Genomic DNA, 16,531 nt, shown 5'->3' with positions numbered 1-16,531 from the left:
CACTGCTTTTTGAGAAGTTACATAAATCAAAACATTCAATAAGCTAAACTCAAAGCTAAACCTAAAGTTAAAATCTACGACTGTGCAGTCGCTTTTAATCAAAGCCGTTATCAAAATATTTTTGCCAACTTTGTGGCCACATTTATGTGGTCACAAAGCTGATTTAAAGCGACCTGCAATTTTATGGGTTAATGACACGCGTTAGCATGAGTGAAATATAACCATTAAAATATTAGATATTAAAAAATATATCTGAAGATTAATCAAGAAATTAATACAGCTTTGGCCGTTGTGTAAACGTTGGCCATAAGCAATTAAATAAACTCAAAAAGGTCAATTTATGTCTGCTTACAGTTTATTAGATCTGTCTCAAGTACCCGTACCAGATATTATCGAAACGCTGGACTTTGAAGTCATATTTAAAGATTTAAAACAGCAACTCATTAATATAAACACACAACATGCACAAGTGCTCAATTTAGAGTCGGAGCCTTTAACGCAAGTTTTACAAACTTTTGCTTATCGTGAACTTTTATTAAGAGCACAGTTAAATGATGTAACAAGAGCAAATATGTTGGCTTCTGCCACAGGTCATGATTTAGAAGCCATTGGTGCTCGTTATAATGTTAAAAGGTTAGTAAAAGGGCCGTTTGAGTTAACAGGAGGCAGTGAAAATGAGCCCGCCTCAGAAACTCCTCAAGGCTTAATTCAAGAAAGTGATACAAATTTTCGTCGCCGTATTCAAATGGCTTTTAATGGTTTAAATACAGCGGGCAGTGAAGGCAGTTATATTTTTCATGGTTTATCATCAGATCCACAGGTTTTAGATATTGATGTGACCAGCCCTGAGCCCTGCGAAATTGTGATGACAATACTCAGTACCTTGTCTGAACAAAACCCATCAGGTATTCCTAATGATATTTTATTGGCAAATGTTCGTGCATATTTTGGTTTAAGTTCAGATGGCAGTGGTGTAAAAAAAACCTACAGTTTAGAAGAGGCTAAGCGTTTACATAAAATCAGGCCATTAGGTGATAGGTTAACTATTAAAGCCGTTGATGTTCAAGAATATCAGGTTGAGGCTGTTTTGTGGGTTTTACCTGGTGTTGGCAAAGATGAAATATTAATTAAAGCCAAACAGTCAATTCATCGTTATGCCCAAAATCGTCATAAATTAGGCAAAAAAATTAGTTTATCTGGGCTTTATTCTGCATTACATCAAGAGGGTATAGAGCAAGTACAACTCACTTTACCAACTAATGATATTGAAGTTGCACATGATCAGGTTGCTTTTTGTACGCACTATACTGTGACGGCTGAGGAGTTACATGAATAAAACACTTAAACAACTCTTATTGCAAATAGATTTCGATCATCAAACAACAGAATCATTAGCGCTGCAAATAGCTCAAAACAATAACAGCGTAAATAAAATTAAAAGTTTATGGGAGCCTATGTCATGTTCTATCGATCATTTACCTTGGTTGGCTTGGGCTAATGGTGTTAATGAATGGGATGATAGTTGGCCTGAAGCTGTAAAACGTGAAATTGTTTTTAATGCATTCGAATTACATAAATACAAAGGTACGCGATATGCGATTGAAAAAGTACTGGCACCTTTTGCAATCACAGCTGATATCTCTGAGTGGTTTGAACAAATACCAGAAGCTAAGCCAGGTACGTTTAAATTAGATGTTTATTCTGAACAGCAATCAATATCAGAAGAACTCGCCCGTGAAATAAAAAAACGCTTGAATCAAGTCGATAGAAAATCAGTGCATTTATCGGGTATTTCATTAAATCTAAAAAGTCGAGCAAAGCTTTATTTTGCGTGTGCGAGTAATTTAGGTGAACATATTAAAATTTACCCTAAAACGATAATTAATTAACACATCGCATCAACCTAGCTATACAAATAGCAGCTTAGGTCTATCAAATATCTACAGGAATACCATGGAATATTATACTCTCCCAACAAGTATTGGGGTTAATAAACTTAGAGATGCCAGTGTCGAACAACCCATTAATATTACTCGGGTGGTTTTTGGTGATGCTAAAGGTCAAGAATATTTACCGACTGGCGAAGAATCTGAACTCATAAATCAAGTGTTTGAAACTGCTCCGAGTAATATTCGAACTTCAACTCAAAACGCCAATTGGATAGAAATCGAGGCCATTATTCCACACAATCTAGGCGGTTGGACCATACGTGAAGTAGGGTGTTTTGATCAAGAGGGTGATTTGATTTTTATTGGTAATTTACCACCTTCAAGTAAACCCAATAGTGAAACGGGTGTGATAAAAGATATCGCATTTGTATTGATTTATGATGCGGCAGCCGCAGATGTTGTTCAAATCTCTATTAATCCTGAACTTGTTTTAGCAAGTCGAAAATATGTTGATGATGAAAATGCATTACATTTATCTGCGAATGATCCGCATCATCAATACTTAAAAAAAACAGATGCATTGAACGCGTATTTAGCGAAAGATGCACAAGCACAAAGTGCAAAAACAGCGGATAAGTTAGGTGATATCCCTGCAGGTGATTATTTAACAGAGACTGAGGGTGATGAGCGTTTTCAAAGGCTACAAGAGGGTAGTATCCCAGCCCCGATCGGAGCTACTTTCTCTACTGAATCTCCAACTTTAACTGGTCCTATAAAGATAAAACTGCCACAATCTTGGACAGCTACAATGCTAGGTTTTACGGTTAACGTTTTTGAGTATGGTCCAGATCAAACATTCAAAATAATGATTGCTGGTTACAATTTTATCAGCGGCCACTGGAATAACCCTAGCGCGTTTATTCTTGGAGGTAAGAAGAATTATAAGGTCAGATTTGGTCATGATGGTGATAAATGCTGTGTTTATATAGGGGAAGATGATGAGAGTTGGTCATACCCACAAGTTTCAGTTGTAGATTTTGTCGCTGGTTATGCACGTTATGAAATATCAAACTGGCATAAAGGTTGGTCTATTTTAATTGGAAATCAAACAGCGCAAAACATCACCGGAACATTAATAGCTGATGCAGCTTATAGTGCAGAAAACAAACCAACTGCCGCCGATGTTGGCGCCTTAGCTGTTAAAGATACCGCTAATAGAGTTTACTGTGCATCGGGCACATATATTAATAGTAGTAATTACGGCTCCAATCCTGCAATTGAAATGCTTCAAGCTACCCCTCAAGCAGATTCGTTTATAAGCTTTCATGTAAGTGGTGATTTTGCGTTTAACTTTGGATTGCATGGAGCTACAAACAAATTAAGCGTCGGCGGCGGAAGTTTAGGTGCTGATAATGTTTACGAAATTTACCACGAAGGAAACAAGCCAACTGCGGCAGATATTGAAGCCGGTGGGTTATCAGATTTAAATACATGGAGTCATATTCAAAAATACAAAAGAGAGAATTACCATTACAGTACAAGCGGACAAGTTGGAATTGGTTTTGGTAGTTTTAGCTATAGACAGGGAGATCAAGGCCGCAGAGGATTTCATTTATTTGGGCAAGGTAATGGTTCTGATTACGATTCTTGTGATTTGTTTTTATATGATGGCAGTAAGTATAACCGCGCTTATCATGAGGGATTTAAGCCAACTACCGCAGATGTTGGTGCTTTAGCGGTTTCAAGCGGTGGCAACATAGCACTCGAAACAACAACTTACGGCTTAACAGCGTACCCTACTGCAACAAAAATAACTCCATCCAGTGGGTGGGCAAGAGCGCACAGATTTGCATCTGGTGCAGATGCTACCAAATTCGGAACATTAGGAGCTTTGGGGAGTGGCGACTCTATTGGTTACATGTTTATGAATGCAAACACCGAGCATGCAACTGGTTATAGTGAACTTGACGCATTCAGGGTTTACCCCAGTAGGGTAGCGTGGGGTACAAATACTATATATCACGAAGGAAACCTAACCCCCGAAACAATAGGCGCGCTCCCCGTTTTTCGTGGCGCTGTGTATAACGTAACAAAAGACACATATACACCCGTATGCAGGGTACAAGGTGACAGACTGGCTTCAGCTATTAAACTTACGATTCACGGTACAGGTAGTGGCAATGTTGTCGATTGCACACTCGATATTCTATGTAATCATTATAAAGATATCGTTGTTAGCAGTCTTTCGGGTAGCTTCACTCAATTAGACGTAAAGATAGAATCAAATGGTAATGAGGTCTATGTTATTTCTATTAAGACTGGTGATTCGAGTAATGATGACATTATAACTTCACTGGTCTGGCAGGTAACGTCAAGTACAGAGGACCAAGTAACCACTTGGAATACGGACCCAAATTTCACGGTAAAAGAAACTCACGTACATAGCACAATAAAAGGCTCGACCAACTTAACCTCGTCAGCGGGCGCGGGTACACCAAATCATCATGTTGAGGGTAAAGAAGTATATCACGCAGGAAACCTAACCCCCGAAACAATAGGCGCTTATTCAAAATCTGAAATTGACACACAAAACGGTTCTTTTGAAATAAAAACCGCAAATGAAATAGCAAAAACACAAGGCACATTACATGTGTTTTTAACTCACTCTGATTTACAAATTCCCGATGATGCAGGAACAAAATTTCAATTTTTGGTGGATGATTCAGTTGATTTATCCGCGGGTAAATGTCGGCTATTAGCGCCAACAGGACAAAAAATAAACGTATCTGGTACACCATCAAATATATGCAACATCAAAGATAAAGATGTTATTCACACAGTATTAAAAATTAATGGAGTTTGGAAAGTATGATTGAAACAGATCTAGTGCATTCCAGTAGCGGCGTCACTCTTGAGCCCGGTTCAATAATCAAATCAGCACAAGAAAAAACAGAAGCAGGAAATAAGTTATTTAAACTGGATGGTTCGCAATATTTAGTTGCTGATTATCCTAAAACAGCTGAAAATATAGAGTCAAAATACATTATTAATGCTGCTATTTATAACAATGTTGGAGTCTGTGAAAGCTATCGATATTACAGACAAAAAAGCGCTGATGGTTCAAGATTGTACTTGTGGGATGACGTAAACCTATATGAATCGTTTGATAATGGTGTAACACAATCTTTAGTTAGAGCATTTACATTACCAGCAGGCTTTAATTCATTACAGTCAATTTCAATGGGTAAAGTAACAAATATCCTATTAGCTGTTAACAATAGAGGGACTAGTAATATATCTAACCCTGAAATAGCAGTATCTACCGACTTGGGGCTAACTTGGGCGCGGCATTCTGTTGATTTTGGGTCTATAACTGGTAGATGGACATGCACGGCAATATCACATGATGAGTCAAAGTTTTGGGTAGGTGGTCATCAATATACCACAGGTACTTATACCTATGATTGTAGTAGCTCTGTTTATTCTAAAGATAAAGGAGCTTCTTGGAGTGCTGGGCAAGCATCCGGCGGTGTGCTTAATTTTATGCGTACAAATCAAGAACACAATCCGGTTTTCACAGCAGACAATAGTAAAATCATTATGGCATATGGGTATTCGAATAATTATATTAGCGTATCTATAAACGGTTATTACAACCAAATGAATTCAACATATGGGTTTGGCAATTATAAACAGCATTTTGTTATGACTGATCCGAGAGATAATAGTGTTTGGCTTGCTGGTGAGGATGCTATGTTTCATGATGTTAGTGGTAATGGAACTAACTGGATTAAAACACCAACTTTCCCACCTCATTCAACTTATAACTTTGTAGTTGATGCCAATGGTGATATGTATATATCAAGCGGCTCTGCCTGTTATCAATTGTTGAATGGTAAAACAGTTTGGGATCGTATATATGGTACTGACTCATTATTTCAAAATGTGAATGGAGTGTTTTTTGGTGGATGGAACACAGGCCAGCCAGTAACACTAAGAACAACAACAAACATATATGGCACAGACAATTCATTAACCGCTTATGCGTTCACTGTGCCTGATATTAGGCATCATAGTTATGACACCGATGAATCAAGTATCAGGAAAATGGTAGGGGATATTATCGTATGAATTATTTATTTGATAAAAATGGTTTATTTGTTGGTACATATCTTCATAAAAAAGGGCAAGCGTTACCTAAATATTTATTTACGGATATAGCACCACCAGATTGTTCTATTAATGAGATTCAGAAATTTATTGATGGTGATTGGGTTGTAGTTAATAAGTCGCAAATTATACCAATCAATATCGACAGTGTAACAAATAAGCTTGAGGATTTTGACGATAATGACAATGAGTACACGCTAGTTGAAAATAGTAATAGTGTGGCCTCGGGTGTTGTACCGTTACCCAATAAAAAATTTAGAGTGCCATTTGTACGCTTAGATGTAAAAGGAGTGCCAGATAAAAAATCATATATGGTCGCGGTGATAGAAAATGGCGCGTTTACGATTACGTTGAATTTTAAAACAGGTGGTGAGTGGATTGTTAATACTGAATTACTTAACTCAGAATTAACCGAAGCTGAATTAGCACTTTTTTCATTTAGTATTGCTGATCATAAGTTTAAAGTAGTGTGATTATGAAACATAAAAAAGGCTATATTTTACGCTTACTGATTGTAATAGACGCATTTTTTAATGTGTTACTTTTAAATGGTAGTGAAGACCATACTATAAGCGGTCGAGTCGGTTATAAGGCACACAAAACAAAAAAGAAAAGATGGTTACTTGCTGAAAAAGTTATAAACACGTTATTTTGGTTTGATAAAAACCATTGTTACAACAGCATTGAATGGGATGAAATTTAATGCGTTAAGGGTCATAATTGACCTGTTGCTTACACTATAAAAGCGTATCATTTAGTTATTCTCAAATAAGTCCTAAAAATATTAAATAACCTTAAATTCAAAAGCTTACTATATTAAATGATGAGGCTAAATGATGACAATTAATCGTGGTGCTATGCTACAAGCAATTAAGTTACAGTTAGAAACCAAGCTAGAAGATAAAGCACAAGTTTTATTATTAGCAACAGATAACCCCATAACAGCACAAGCTAAAGTGCTTATAAAATTATTACAAGAAGATGTGCTATTTACTGACTCAAATACTGATCATAAAGATGGTAAAAAAAATAATCAAATTTTGGTGCCTCAGTCAAATTTACATAACCAACGGGCATTACATTTGGTATTAAAAACCACATTACAGGCTAACAGCCCAAGTGAATTATTAACCCTATTAGATGAGATAGCATCAAAAAATGAGTTGAGTTTACAAGACTCTGATACCGCGGTGTTGTGGCAAAGAGTACAACCGCAAAATACACAATTTGATTTTAGTGAATCACAAAATGTATTTAGCGCGACGATGACTCAGCTTTTTAAAATGTATTACCTGGTTAAACACATTGATGACAATGAAGACATGCTGATCAAAGAAGTTTATCTAGGCCAATATGGCCAAGACCATCAACTCATTGCTACTTTTTCATCAGGTGAGCAAGTAACAGTGCCTGCAAGTTAAAAGGATTATTTATGAATACATTACAACCTTTTGCTGAACTTGCTTCGGCAGACTTACAAAACAGACTGGCAAAAATGATTTTAATTGGCACAGTTGCACAAGTTGATTACGACACAGCCAGAGTCAAGGTTAAAGTAGGTGATTGGCTTACAACTTGGTTGCCTTGGTTAACCCATAGAGCCAGTAACGATGTTAATTGGCAAGCACTTGAAATTGATGAGCAAGTGATGGTTTTTTCACCTTGTGGCGATACTGCACAAGGGGTGGTTTTAGGCAGTATTTATCAACAAACACAACATCAGTTAGTGTCGGATATAGCGGTTGAAGAACGTCAAAATATTCATAGATTTAAATACCAAGACGGTACAGTTATAGAGTACGACAGAGCAAAACATAAGCTAAAGGCCGATGTTAATGGTGATGTTGAAATGAATGTCAATGGTTTTGATGGTTCTGAAGCCAAAGGTGATCTCAGCGTTACGGTTAAAGAAAATGCTGATGTGAATGTAGGTAAAAATATGACAGCAATTGTGGCTGAAAATGTGGTGATCACCGCAGGAAAAAGCGCTTCAGTCACAGCAAGTGACAATATTGAAGTGAAGGCAAAAGCCATTTTATTAGATGCCAGTGCAGATATTACCATTAAAGCGGGTGGTACTTTGAAATTAAATGGTACCAAGATCAGTGCTCAAGAATAGAGGTGAGTTATGCCAGCAGTATCAGTCGATGATCATATGACAAATATACACAGTAGTTTTTTACCTGGTACAGCTTCAGCCAGTATTGATAATTTTACCATTGCGGGTAAAGCGGTTTTAAGACAAGGCGATGCCATTGCTACACATGGTCATGTAACAGATCCTAAATTAAAACATATTTTACCGACTATTTCAGAGGGGGCAAATACTTTTAGCGTAGCGGGAAAACCGATTGTAAGGTTAGGTGATGGTACAAGTTGTGGTGCACAAATGGCGCAGGGTATCAGTAGTTTTACTGTTGGCTAAATTATTCTTAACTTGGTTTTATTAAAAAGGAAAAGTATATGATAGGCATGAATGCTAAAACAGGGAAAAGTCTTTCTGGTTTAGCTCATTTAAAACAAAGTATTGAAGATATTTTAACCACTCCCAAAGGCAGTCGTGTTATGCGTCGTGATTATGGTTGTGCTTTATTTGAACTGGTAGATCAACCTTACTCTGCTGTTTTAGTGGGTGATATTACGATGGAAATATCACAAGCGCTTAACTTATGGGAGCCAAGGTTTGAATTAGAACGTGTGGTTGTTAACCGCATAGAAGCAGGAAAACTTAGCATAGAAGTCATTGGAAAGTATTTATTGAATGGCGAAGCTGTTCGATTAGAAGGCATTGTTTTTTAACTTTATTAAACAATTTTAACTTTGATGGGGTTCTCTCATCAAATCAAATAACTATTTTTATTTTGTCAAAATCAATCGATAAAAGAATGATCTCTTATCGGCTGCTTAATTTTGATTTTTTTTTAACTGACACACTTTCAAAGGAGAAAATTATGTCAGATTTTTTACATGGGGTTGAAGTAATTGAGCTTGATCAAGGAACTCGTCCAATTAAAACGGTGAAGAGTTCTGTGATAGGTGTTATTGGTACGGCACCCTTTGCTGATGCTGAAAAATTTCCGCTTAATACACCTGTATTAGTGGCGGGGCGTCGTAAAGAGGCTGCTCCTTTATCTAAGGCATATGCAATTGAAAAAGCAAATACAGATGCTGTTACTAAAGCGATTGCTGAAGGTAAAACCGAAGCGGAAGCAAAAGCGGCAGGTGAAGCTGCAGTAACGGCTTTATTGGCTTCTGCTGAACTTGAAAATGCAACTGAAGGGACTTTAACTGCTGCAATGGATGGGGTTTTTGACCAAGCGGGTGCTGCTGTTGTTGTGATTCGTGTTGATGAAGCTTTAACAGCTGAAGGCGATATTGATGAAGCCGCTACGTTAAATAATTTAGTGGGCGGTGTATCAGGCTCTGGTGATTATGAAGGTGTGCAAGCATTTTTAGCAGCAGAATCGGTATTAGGTGTGTCACCACGTATTTTAGTTGCGCCTGGTTTTACACATCAACGCCCTAGTGGTAATAAAAACCCAGTTGCAGCAGAAATGGTGGGTATTGCCGAGCGTTTACGTGCGGTGATTATTGCTGATGGCCCAAATACCAATGATGCAGAAGCTAAAGCATACCGTAAAGACTTTGGCTCTCGTCGTGTTTTTGTTGTTGACCCAAAAGTAAAAGTATTTAAAGAGGGCGAAGTGGTAGTTGAAGCTGCCAGTGCGCGTGTTGCGGGTATGATTGCAAAATCAGATAACGACCGTGGCTTTTGGTGGAGCCCAAGCAATACGTTAATGAATGGTATTGTAGGCACAGCACGGGCGATTGATTTCCAACTAGGTGATAGTAATGCACGTGCAAACCTATTAAATGAATCTGAAGTATCTACCATTATTCGTCAAGATGGTTTTAGATTATGGGGTAACCGTACTTGTTCTGCCGATCCTAAATGGGCTTTCTTATCTGTAGTACGTACAGCTGACATGATTAATGATTCATTATTGCGTGCTCATATGTGGGCCGTTGACCGTAATATCACCAAAACTTATATCGAAGATGTGACAAACAGTGTGCAGTCTTACCTTGATAGCTTAAAAGCGCAAGGTGCTATTTTAGGCGGTAAAATTTGGCCAGAAGATGAGTTAAATACACCTGAAAATATTGCAGCAGGTAAAATTTACTTCAGCTTTGACTTCACACCACCAACGCCTGCAGAGCATATTGTTTTCCGCAGCATCTTAACAAATAACTACCTAGAGGAACTTGTATAATGGCTAAATCACCTAAAATTCTTAAAAAATTCAAACTATCTGTTGACGGTCAAGGCTATCTTGGCATTGCTGATGAAATTACTTTACCAAAAATAACGGTAAAAACACGCGAAGTGACTTCGGGTTTTCAAGCGCCAATTGAACTAGATATTGGTCAATTAGAAAAACTAGAAGGTTCAATTACGTTACTTGAATATAACGATGCGGTAATGAAGTTGTTAGGTGGTTGGGGTGTTAAAACAACCACTATGACAGCTCGCGGCGCTATTCAAGCACAAGGTGAAGCACCTGTACCCGTTGTTGTTACGCTTGAAGGTTTCTTTAAAGAAATTGATATGGGTAACTGGAAAGATGGCGAAGAAGCAAAGCTGACTATGCAATATACAGTGCAAAAATATAAGCTGAAAATTGGTCAGGATGAAATTTACAATATCGATCTTTATAACGATACACGTATCATTAATGGTGAAGACCAAATGAAATTATTACGTGCAGCGATTGGAGAATAATAACAGATGAAAGAAATGATTAAATTAGCTTTCCCTGTCACCATAGATGCTCATGAATATACAGAGTTATCAATGCGTCGACCTAAAGTGAAAGATCGTTTATTGGTCGATAGAAGTGATTTACATGAATCAGAAAGTGAAGTGCATTATTTTTCACATTTGTGTGAAGTATCTCCTGATATTATCGAAGAACTGGACTGGAGTGATTTTGTTCAGTTAAGAGAAAAGCTTCAGCTTTTTCTCGGATCCCGCCCAAGCGTTTAAAAAGTATGGTAATTGCCCTCGCAAAATATACCGGGTGGGGAATGCAAGAGCTACTTGATCTCACAGAGTCAGAACTAACCATGTGGTTTGACTCGGCTCTGGACTATAAGCAAGTATCAGAAAATCAATGATCTTGCTAAAAAGCAGGAATTTATTCCTGCTTTTTACTTTCCCAAACGCAACGCAATTTATCTATGACATATATTTTGTCATATCAATTTTAAATTTTTTTTGGATGCGCCATGAAAAACAAAAACACCAAAGCGAAGAAGGATCTCAGGCAAGATAGTCGACGCTCAAAATCATTTAAGCCCGAGGCTTTAAGCAAAAATGTAATGCGTCCAAAAAGTCCAGTAACAAAGTTTTCACAGTCTTTGTTTAGTGCACCTAAACAGTTGGAAGCAGTAAACGGGCAAACAGATCATAACGCTAAGTTAGGTTCTGTAATTTCACAGATCAGTAAATTAGGTTTTAAAACAAAATCTAAAAAATTAGTAAAAGCAATGAGTGGTCTTGCTAAGTTAGATTTAAAACAATTAGAAACAGGTGACCTTTCAAGTTTAGTAAATGGCTTGCCTGAAGTTTTAGAGTCAATTAATTTAAAAGATGCAATAGATCCTGTTTTATCAAGTATTAATGCATTTGAGTCGTTAGATGTAAAAGCAATTGTTGATGGTGACTTAAGTACTTTAACTAAAGTAGGGCCTGAATTATTACGTAAGTTAGATTTTAAAGAAGCAGCCAATGTTTTATCTCAAGGTATGGGTTTAGTTGAGCAGGTAGATATTAAGCAAATTGCTAATGGAGATTTAAGTTCAATAGCCAAAGCAGGGCCTGAATTATTACGTAAATTAGATTTTAATGAAGCCGCTAATATTTTATCTCAAGGTATGAATTTAGTTGAGCAGGTTGATATTAAACAAATTGCTGACGGAGATTTAAGTTCAATAGCCAAAGCAGGGCCTGAATTATTACGTAAATTAGATTTTAATGAAGCCGCTAATATTTTATCTCAAGGTATGAATTTAGTTGAGCAGGTTGATATTAAACAAATTGCTGACGGAGATTTAAGTTCAATAGCCAAAGCAGGGCCTGAATTATTACGTAAATTAGATTTTAATGAAGCCGCTAATATTTTATCTCAAGGTATGAATTTAGTTGAGCAGGTTGATATTAAACAAATTGCTGACGGAGATTTAAGTTCAATAGCCAAAGCAGGGCCTGAATTATTACGTAAATTAGATTTTAATGAAGCCGCTAATATTTTATCTCAAGGTATGAATTTAGTTGAGCAGGTTGATATTAAACAAATTGCTGACGGAGATTTAAGTTCAATAGCCAAAGCAGGTCCTGAATTATTACGTAAATTAGATTTTAATGAAGCCGCTAATATTTTATCTCAAGGTATGGATTTAGTTGAGCAGGTTGATATTAAGCAAATTGCTAATGGAGATTTAAGTTCAATAGCCAAAGCAGGTCCTGAATTATTACGTAAATTAGACTTTAATGAAGCCGCTAATGCTTTATCTCAAGGCATGGCATTAATAGAGCAGCTTGATGTTAAGCAAATTTCTGACGGAGATTTTAGTTCATTAGCAAAAGCAGGGCCTGAATTATTACGTAAATTAGACTTTAATGAAGCCGCTAATGCTTTATCTCAAGGCATGGCATTAGTAGAGCAGCTTGATGTTAAGCAAATTTTTGACGGAGATTTTAGTTCATTAGCAAAAGCAGGGCCTGAATTATTACGTAAATTAGATTTAGGTGAAGCAGCATCAGTATTTGAAAAAGCATTACCTGGAATAGAAAAAGTAAATTTTAAAGATGTGCTAGATGGTGATTTAAATTCTCTAGTGGGTGCTGCACCCGAGCTGTTAAAAGGTTTTGGGTTAGATGAGGCAGCCGATATTTTTTCAGCATCAAGCCAGATCGATGTTAAACAAATTTTAGATGGAGATTTAAATTCACTCACTAAAGCTGGGCCTAAGTTATTACGTAGCTTTAAATTAAATGAGGCTGCAGATTTATTTGAGGGTGTATTACCTGAGATCGAAAAAATCGATTTTAAAGGTATTTTAGATGGCGATTTAAAATCTTTGACCAGTGTTGGGCCTGATATATTAAAAGGTTTAGGTTTTGATGGTGCAGCAGACATACTGACCAACGTCATGCCAGGACTAGAGCAGCTCGACTTTAAAGGTATTTTAGATGGCGATTTAAAATCTTTGACCAGTGTTGGGCCTGATATATTAAAAGGTTTAGGTTTTGATGGTGCAGCAGACATACTGAGCAATGTCATGCCAGGACTAGAGCAGCTCGACTTTAAAGGTATATTAAGTGGTGATTTAAAATCCTTGGTCAGTGCGGGGCCTGATTTATTAAGAGGCTTAGGTTTTGATGGCGCAGCAGATATTTTTGAATCTATGGATGGAGTATTCGATAATATTTTTTCTGATAATGAAGATGAAATAGCGGACAAAAAAAATAAAAAAACAAATAAAACAAAGCAAAAGGCTAAAAAGAAAGGTCGTAAAAATAAGCGAAAGCAAAAACGCGTTAAAAATAAGTCACTAAATAGCAAGTTGACTAGCAGCAATCATAAATTTGATGATGCAGATAATACGAATAAAAAAGCCTCTAAATTAAACAAAAATCAAACAGCACAAACTAAACAGCATAAGTTGGGTAAATCATTTGGCAAGTCTAAAGGAGGTATATTTAAAAGCTTGATGAAAAGCCCCGCCTCTAAAGTATTGGGCCGCGTTGCTGCTCCGCTTACAGCAATAATGGGGGCTATTAGCATAGGGTCAACTTTAAACGATGATTCATTGAGTGCAGCTGAAAAATCAAAAGGTGTAGGCGCTGCTGCTGGTGGTGCGGGTGGTGCTTTAGCCGGTGCAGCGGCAGGCGCTGCGTTAGGCTCTATCATTCCTGGTGTTGGCACTGTTATTGGTGGCTTAGTGGGTGGTGCTTTAGGTGCTTTTGGTGGTGAAAGCATAGGTGAAAGTATAGGTGGATTTGTTGGCGGTTTCTTTTCTGATGATGAAGAAAAAACGCAACAAGATAAATCTCCGCAAGAAAATAAGGAAGAAAATAGTCTAATTCAACAGTCCAGTGCAGTTGAAAATTCAAAAGATCTTGCACTGGATCCTAAAAATAAAGTGGTTCAATTAAACCAAAATGACGGTATTAAAGAGGGAGAACTTTCAGCTAATCAAGCGTCTTCATCATCTGCTGTTGCAAATGTCACTGTAAATGCTGAAATAAATGTTAATGCCGCTGCTGATATGGATAAAACTGCAATAGCACAAGAAATTAAACAAATATTAGAAGCAAAAGAGCGAGATGCATTACGTGACTTACGTTTACGTTATATCGATGAGGTAGCTTAGTATGAAAATAAAAAACACCCAGTATCAAATGAAGTTAGGGGAGTTTCAATTTGCAGTAAGTGGTGCAAGCTTTAATAAACTGAATTATGAATCTAATTATCGTTGGGATACAAAATCGGCACCAACTGAAAAATCTAGCCCTTTGTTACAATATATTGGACCAGGTGGCAGAACGCTGAATATTGAGGGGATTATTTATCCACAACTTGTAAAAAATGGGTTAAAACAAGTTGATATGATGCGCGAAGAAGCCAGTAAAGGTAAACCATTACCTTTGTGTTATATAGAAACAGGTTCTACTTCAAATAGTGGTGTAGGTCGAATATTGGGTTCTTGGTGTATTGAAAAAATCAGCGAGCAAAGAAGCATATTTTTAGCTGATGGTAACCCAAGAGAAATTAGCTTTACTATGTCCTTAAAAGCGTTTGAAAATAAAATTAAATATAAAGGATAAATGTATATGAGTAATGTAAATTACCGTACCAGAGAAGGTGATTGTCTTGATTATATTTGCTGGAAGCATTACGGGCATTTATCTGGAGTGGTCGAAAAAGTGTTAGAACATAACCCTGGACTCGCAGCATTAGGGGAATTATATCCCGAAAATATAGTTATTATCTTACCTGAAATATCTGTTTCTAAAGTAAGTAATATCGTTAGAATTTGGGATTAAGGGGTAATTTATGTATATGACACCTTATTTTGTACTTAACGCAAATGGTAAAGACATTAGTCAATCATTAATGGATCGTGTGGTATCTGTTCGAGTACGTCAAAAATCAGGTTTAATAAGTGATACATGTATAATTGAAATTGATGATCATAGAGAAAACCCAATACAGTTACCCAGTTCTGACGATACCATTTCTATCGCATTAGGCTATGCTCAAGAAGCGACTGATGATGCTAGTCAGTTAATAAATTTTGGTCAATTTGATGTCAGTGAGTTCTCTTTGGATGGGGTCCGAGATACATTAACTATTTTTGGTAATAAATCTATTTGGTCAAAAGGGCTGCAAATACCTTTAAAATTTAGTTGGTTATCTGACCCAGATCAGCCTTTGTTATTAAAAAACCTGGTTGATAAAATAGCTAGTAAATATGGATTACAAGCAAAATTATCATCTAAACTAAATACAATTGAATTACCTGCTATTGAGCAAAATGAAAGTGATATGCAACTGCTAACGCGTTTAGCTAGTTATTATGATGCTATTGTTAAAATAATTGATGACTTTTTAGTTTTTATTCCAAGAGGTACAGGTAAAACGACCAGTGGAAAAAAACTCAAAGAAGTAACTTTAGTTCGGGAGCAACTATTAAGTTGGACGGCTTTAAATACTCAATATCCAGGTTATAAATCATGTCAAGCTTGGTATCACGATTTTATTACAGCAAGTAGAAAAAAAGTTAAAGTTGGCTCAGATAAACCGTGTTTTGATTTAAATTTAACGTATGCCAATGAAGTAACTGCAAAATTAGCCGCCAAAGCCAGGCTAACTCATGCAAATCGAATGGCGAAATCAATAGATCTTAAATTTATTGGTGAGCCAAATGTGATAGCGGGGGGCGTCATAAAAGTAGAAGGTGTTAGAGATGGCATTGATGGCAGGTGGTTTGTATCACAAGTTGAACACTCGATTGATAGCAAAGGATTTGTAAGTCAGGCGCAGTGTGTGCTTTTAACTGAATAACGCAAATTATTAGGCGTTAAACAAGACCGCTAATATAATAAAAAGGCTGCTAAATTAATAGAAGCCTTTTTTAAAAATAAATTGAAGTGATATCCAAACAGTCTATATCAATTCAAAATAAAGACATTTAACATACAGTCATTTCAGATTTTGCATGACCAACGGGTGCTATTGAACCGCATGCTTGTGTACTGATTACAACTACAGGACGTAAATCATCTGGCATTGCTGTTGGTAATGCGTTTGATGATTCAAGCTCAATAGAAACAGGCGTTGTCATTGGTGCTGTAGCGTGACCGTAAACTAATGTTGGTTTTTCAGTTTTCACTTCCTCAACAG

18 protein-coding genes are annotated in these 16,531 nt (G+C 36.8%); 17 read left to right on the top strand and 1 reads right to left on the bottom strand.

The genetic code is table 11. From position 1 onward, the window contains the following. Positions 1-340 precede the first annotated feature (340 nt). From CJF42_RS22065 to CJF42_RS21985, 17 genes are all read left to right on the top strand, one after another. Positions 341-1,336 (top strand): baseplate assembly protein, encoded by a 996-nt coding sequence (locus CJF42_RS22065; RefSeq protein ID WP_095368738.1) that lies wholly within the window; start codon positions 341-343, stop codon positions 1,334-1,336. Continuing rightward, positions 1,329-1,889, top strand: coding sequence for a phage tail protein I (locus CJF42_RS22060; protein ID WP_095368737.1), 561 nt, complete (start codon positions 1,329-1,331; stop codon positions 1,887-1,889). Before CJF42_RS22065 ends, CJF42_RS22060 begins: the two co-directional genes overlap by 8 nt. A 64-nt stretch (positions 1,890-1,953) precedes the next feature. Continuing rightward, positions 1,954-4,761: a phage tail protein gene (locus tag CJF42_RS22055; protein ID WP_095368736.1), complete on the top strand. Its 2,808-nt coding sequence runs from the start codon at positions 1,954-1,956 to the stop codon at positions 4,759-4,761. Next, a complete protein-coding gene (locus CJF42_RS22050) occupies positions 4,758-6,020 on the top strand; it encodes a hypothetical protein (protein WP_095368735.1) in 1,263 nt (420 codons plus the stop codon). Before CJF42_RS22055 ends, CJF42_RS22050 begins: the two co-directional genes overlap by 4 nt. Further along, positions 6,017-6,532, top strand: a complete 516-nt coding sequence (locus CJF42_RS22045; protein ID WP_095368734.1) for a hypothetical protein — start codon at positions 6,017-6,019, stop codon at positions 6,530-6,532. Before CJF42_RS22050 ends, CJF42_RS22045 begins: the two co-directional genes overlap by 4 nt. Before the next feature lie 2 nt (positions 6,533-6,534). Beyond that, positions 6,535-6,762 (top strand): DNA helicase UvrD, encoded by a 228-nt coding sequence (locus tag CJF42_RS22040; RefSeq protein WP_095368733.1) that lies wholly within the window; start codon positions 6,535-6,537, stop codon positions 6,760-6,762. Between the two features lie 130 nt (positions 6,763-6,892). Further along, positions 6,893-7,480 (top strand): hypothetical protein, encoded by a 588-nt coding sequence (locus CJF42_RS22035; protein WP_141235628.1) that lies wholly within the window; start codon positions 6,893-6,895, stop codon positions 7,478-7,480. 11 nt (positions 7,481-7,491) lie between these two features. Continuing rightward, complete coding sequence (locus CJF42_RS22030; RefSeq protein ID WP_095368731.1) at positions 7,492-8,178, top strand: phage baseplate assembly protein V; 687 nt, start codon at positions 7,492-7,494, stop codon at positions 8,176-8,178. A 9-nt stretch (positions 8,179-8,187) separates the two neighbouring features. Continuing rightward, the gene (locus CJF42_RS22025; RefSeq protein ID WP_095368730.1) at positions 8,188-8,484 is read left to right on the top strand and encodes a PAAR domain-containing protein; all 297 of its coding nucleotides are present in this window, start codon (positions 8,188-8,190) and stop codon (positions 8,482-8,484) included. Between the two features lie 38 nt (positions 8,485-8,522). Continuing rightward, positions 8,523-8,858: a GPW/gp25 family protein gene (locus CJF42_RS22020; protein ID WP_095368729.1), complete on the top strand. Its 336-nt coding sequence runs from the start codon at positions 8,523-8,525 to the stop codon at positions 8,856-8,858. A gap of 152 nt (positions 8,859-9,010) precedes the next feature. Further along, complete coding sequence (locus tag CJF42_RS22015; RefSeq protein ID WP_095368728.1) at positions 9,011-10,333, top strand: phage tail sheath subtilisin-like domain-containing protein; 1,323 nt, start codon at positions 9,011-9,013, stop codon at positions 10,331-10,333. After that, positions 10,333-10,842: a phage major tail tube protein gene (locus CJF42_RS22010; RefSeq protein WP_095368727.1), complete on the top strand. Its 510-nt coding sequence runs from the start codon at positions 10,333-10,335 to the stop codon at positions 10,840-10,842. Before CJF42_RS22015 ends, CJF42_RS22010 begins: the two co-directional genes overlap by 1 nt. Positions 10,843-10,848: 6 nt before the next feature. Then, positions 10,849-11,106, top strand: coding sequence for a phage tail assembly protein (locus CJF42_RS22005; protein ID WP_095368726.1), 258 nt, complete (start codon positions 10,849-10,851; stop codon positions 11,104-11,106). Positions 11,107-11,348: 242 nt separating this feature from the next. Then, positions 11,349-14,498, top strand: a complete 3,150-nt coding sequence (locus CJF42_RS22000; protein ID WP_095368725.1) for a hypothetical protein — start codon at positions 11,349-11,351, stop codon at positions 14,496-14,498. A gap of 1 nt (position 14,499) precedes the next feature. Next, a complete protein-coding gene (locus tag CJF42_RS21995; protein WP_095368724.1) occupies positions 14,500-14,952 on the top strand; it encodes a phage tail protein in 453 nt (150 codons plus the stop codon). A gap of 6 nt (positions 14,953-14,958) precedes the next feature. After that, positions 14,959-15,171 carry a tail protein X gene (locus CJF42_RS21990; protein WP_095368739.1) on the top strand — a complete coding sequence of 71 codons (213 nt, stop codon included), beginning with the start codon at positions 14,959-14,961 and terminating at the stop codon, positions 15,169-15,171. Between the two features lie 16 nt (positions 15,172-15,187). Beyond that, on the top strand, positions 15,188-16,192 hold the full coding sequence (locus CJF42_RS21985) for a phage late control D family protein (protein WP_141235627.1): 1,005 nt from the start codon (positions 15,188-15,190) through the stop codon (positions 16,190-16,192). A 127-nt stretch (positions 16,193-16,319) separates the two neighbouring features. Here the strand turns inward: CJF42_RS21985 and CJF42_RS21980 are convergent. Further along, on the bottom strand, positions 16,320-16,531 hold a 212-nt coding region (locus tag CJF42_RS21980), incomplete at its 5' end, for a hypothetical protein (protein ID WP_170940706.1).

Origin of the sequence: Pseudoalteromonas sp. NBT06-2 (assembly GCF_002276045.1) — a bacterium.
Classification (GTDB): domain Bacteria; phylum Pseudomonadota; class Gammaproteobacteria; order Enterobacterales; family Alteromonadaceae; genus Pseudoalteromonas.
This window is presented reverse-complemented; position numbering and strand designations above follow the sequence as displayed.

Coding starts and splice junctions, on each gene's coding strand:
- CJF42_RS22065 (WP_095368738.1), top strand. CDS start 341: ATGTCTGCTTACAGTTTATTAGATCTGTCTCAAGTACCCGTACCAGAT.
- CJF42_RS22060 (WP_095368737.1), top strand. CDS start 1,329: ATGAATAAAACACTTAAACAACTCTTATTGCAAATAGATTTCGATCAT.
- CJF42_RS22055 (WP_095368736.1), top strand. CDS start 1,954: ATGGAATATTATACTCTCCCAACAAGTATTGGGGTTAATAAACTTAGA.
- CJF42_RS22050 (WP_095368735.1), top strand. CDS start 4,758: ATGATTGAAACAGATCTAGTGCATTCCAGTAGCGGCGTCACTCTTGAG.
- CJF42_RS22045 (WP_095368734.1), top strand. CDS start 6,017: ATGAATTATTTATTTGATAAAAATGGTTTATTTGTTGGTACATATCTT.
- CJF42_RS22040 (WP_095368733.1), top strand. CDS start 6,535: ATGAAACATAAAAAAGGCTATATTTTACGCTTACTGATTGTAATAGAC.
- CJF42_RS22035 (WP_141235628.1), top strand. CDS start 6,893: ATGATGACAATTAATCGTGGTGCTATGCTACAAGCAATTAAGTTACAG.
- CJF42_RS22030 (WP_095368731.1), top strand. CDS start 7,492: ATGAATACATTACAACCTTTTGCTGAACTTGCTTCGGCAGACTTACAA.
- CJF42_RS22025 (WP_095368730.1), top strand. CDS start 8,188: ATGCCAGCAGTATCAGTCGATGATCATATGACAAATATACACAGTAGT.
- CJF42_RS22020 (WP_095368729.1), top strand. CDS start 8,523: ATGATAGGCATGAATGCTAAAACAGGGAAAAGTCTTTCTGGTTTAGCT.
- CJF42_RS22015 (WP_095368728.1), top strand. CDS start 9,011: ATGTCAGATTTTTTACATGGGGTTGAAGTAATTGAGCTTGATCAAGGA.
- CJF42_RS22010 (WP_095368727.1), top strand. CDS start 10,333: ATGGCTAAATCACCTAAAATTCTTAAAAAATTCAAACTATCTGTTGAC.
- CJF42_RS22005 (WP_095368726.1), top strand. CDS start 10,849: ATGAAAGAAATGATTAAATTAGCTTTCCCTGTCACCATAGATGCTCAT.
- CJF42_RS22000 (WP_095368725.1), top strand. CDS start 11,349: ATGAAAAACAAAAACACCAAAGCGAAGAAGGATCTCAGGCAAGATAGT.
- CJF42_RS21995 (WP_095368724.1), top strand. CDS start 14,500: ATGAAAATAAAAAACACCCAGTATCAAATGAAGTTAGGGGAGTTTCAA.
- CJF42_RS21990 (WP_095368739.1), top strand. CDS start 14,959: ATGAGTAATGTAAATTACCGTACCAGAGAAGGTGATTGTCTTGATTAT.
- CJF42_RS21985 (WP_141235627.1), top strand. CDS start 15,188: ATGACACCTTATTTTGTACTTAACGCAAATGGTAAAGACATTAGTCAA.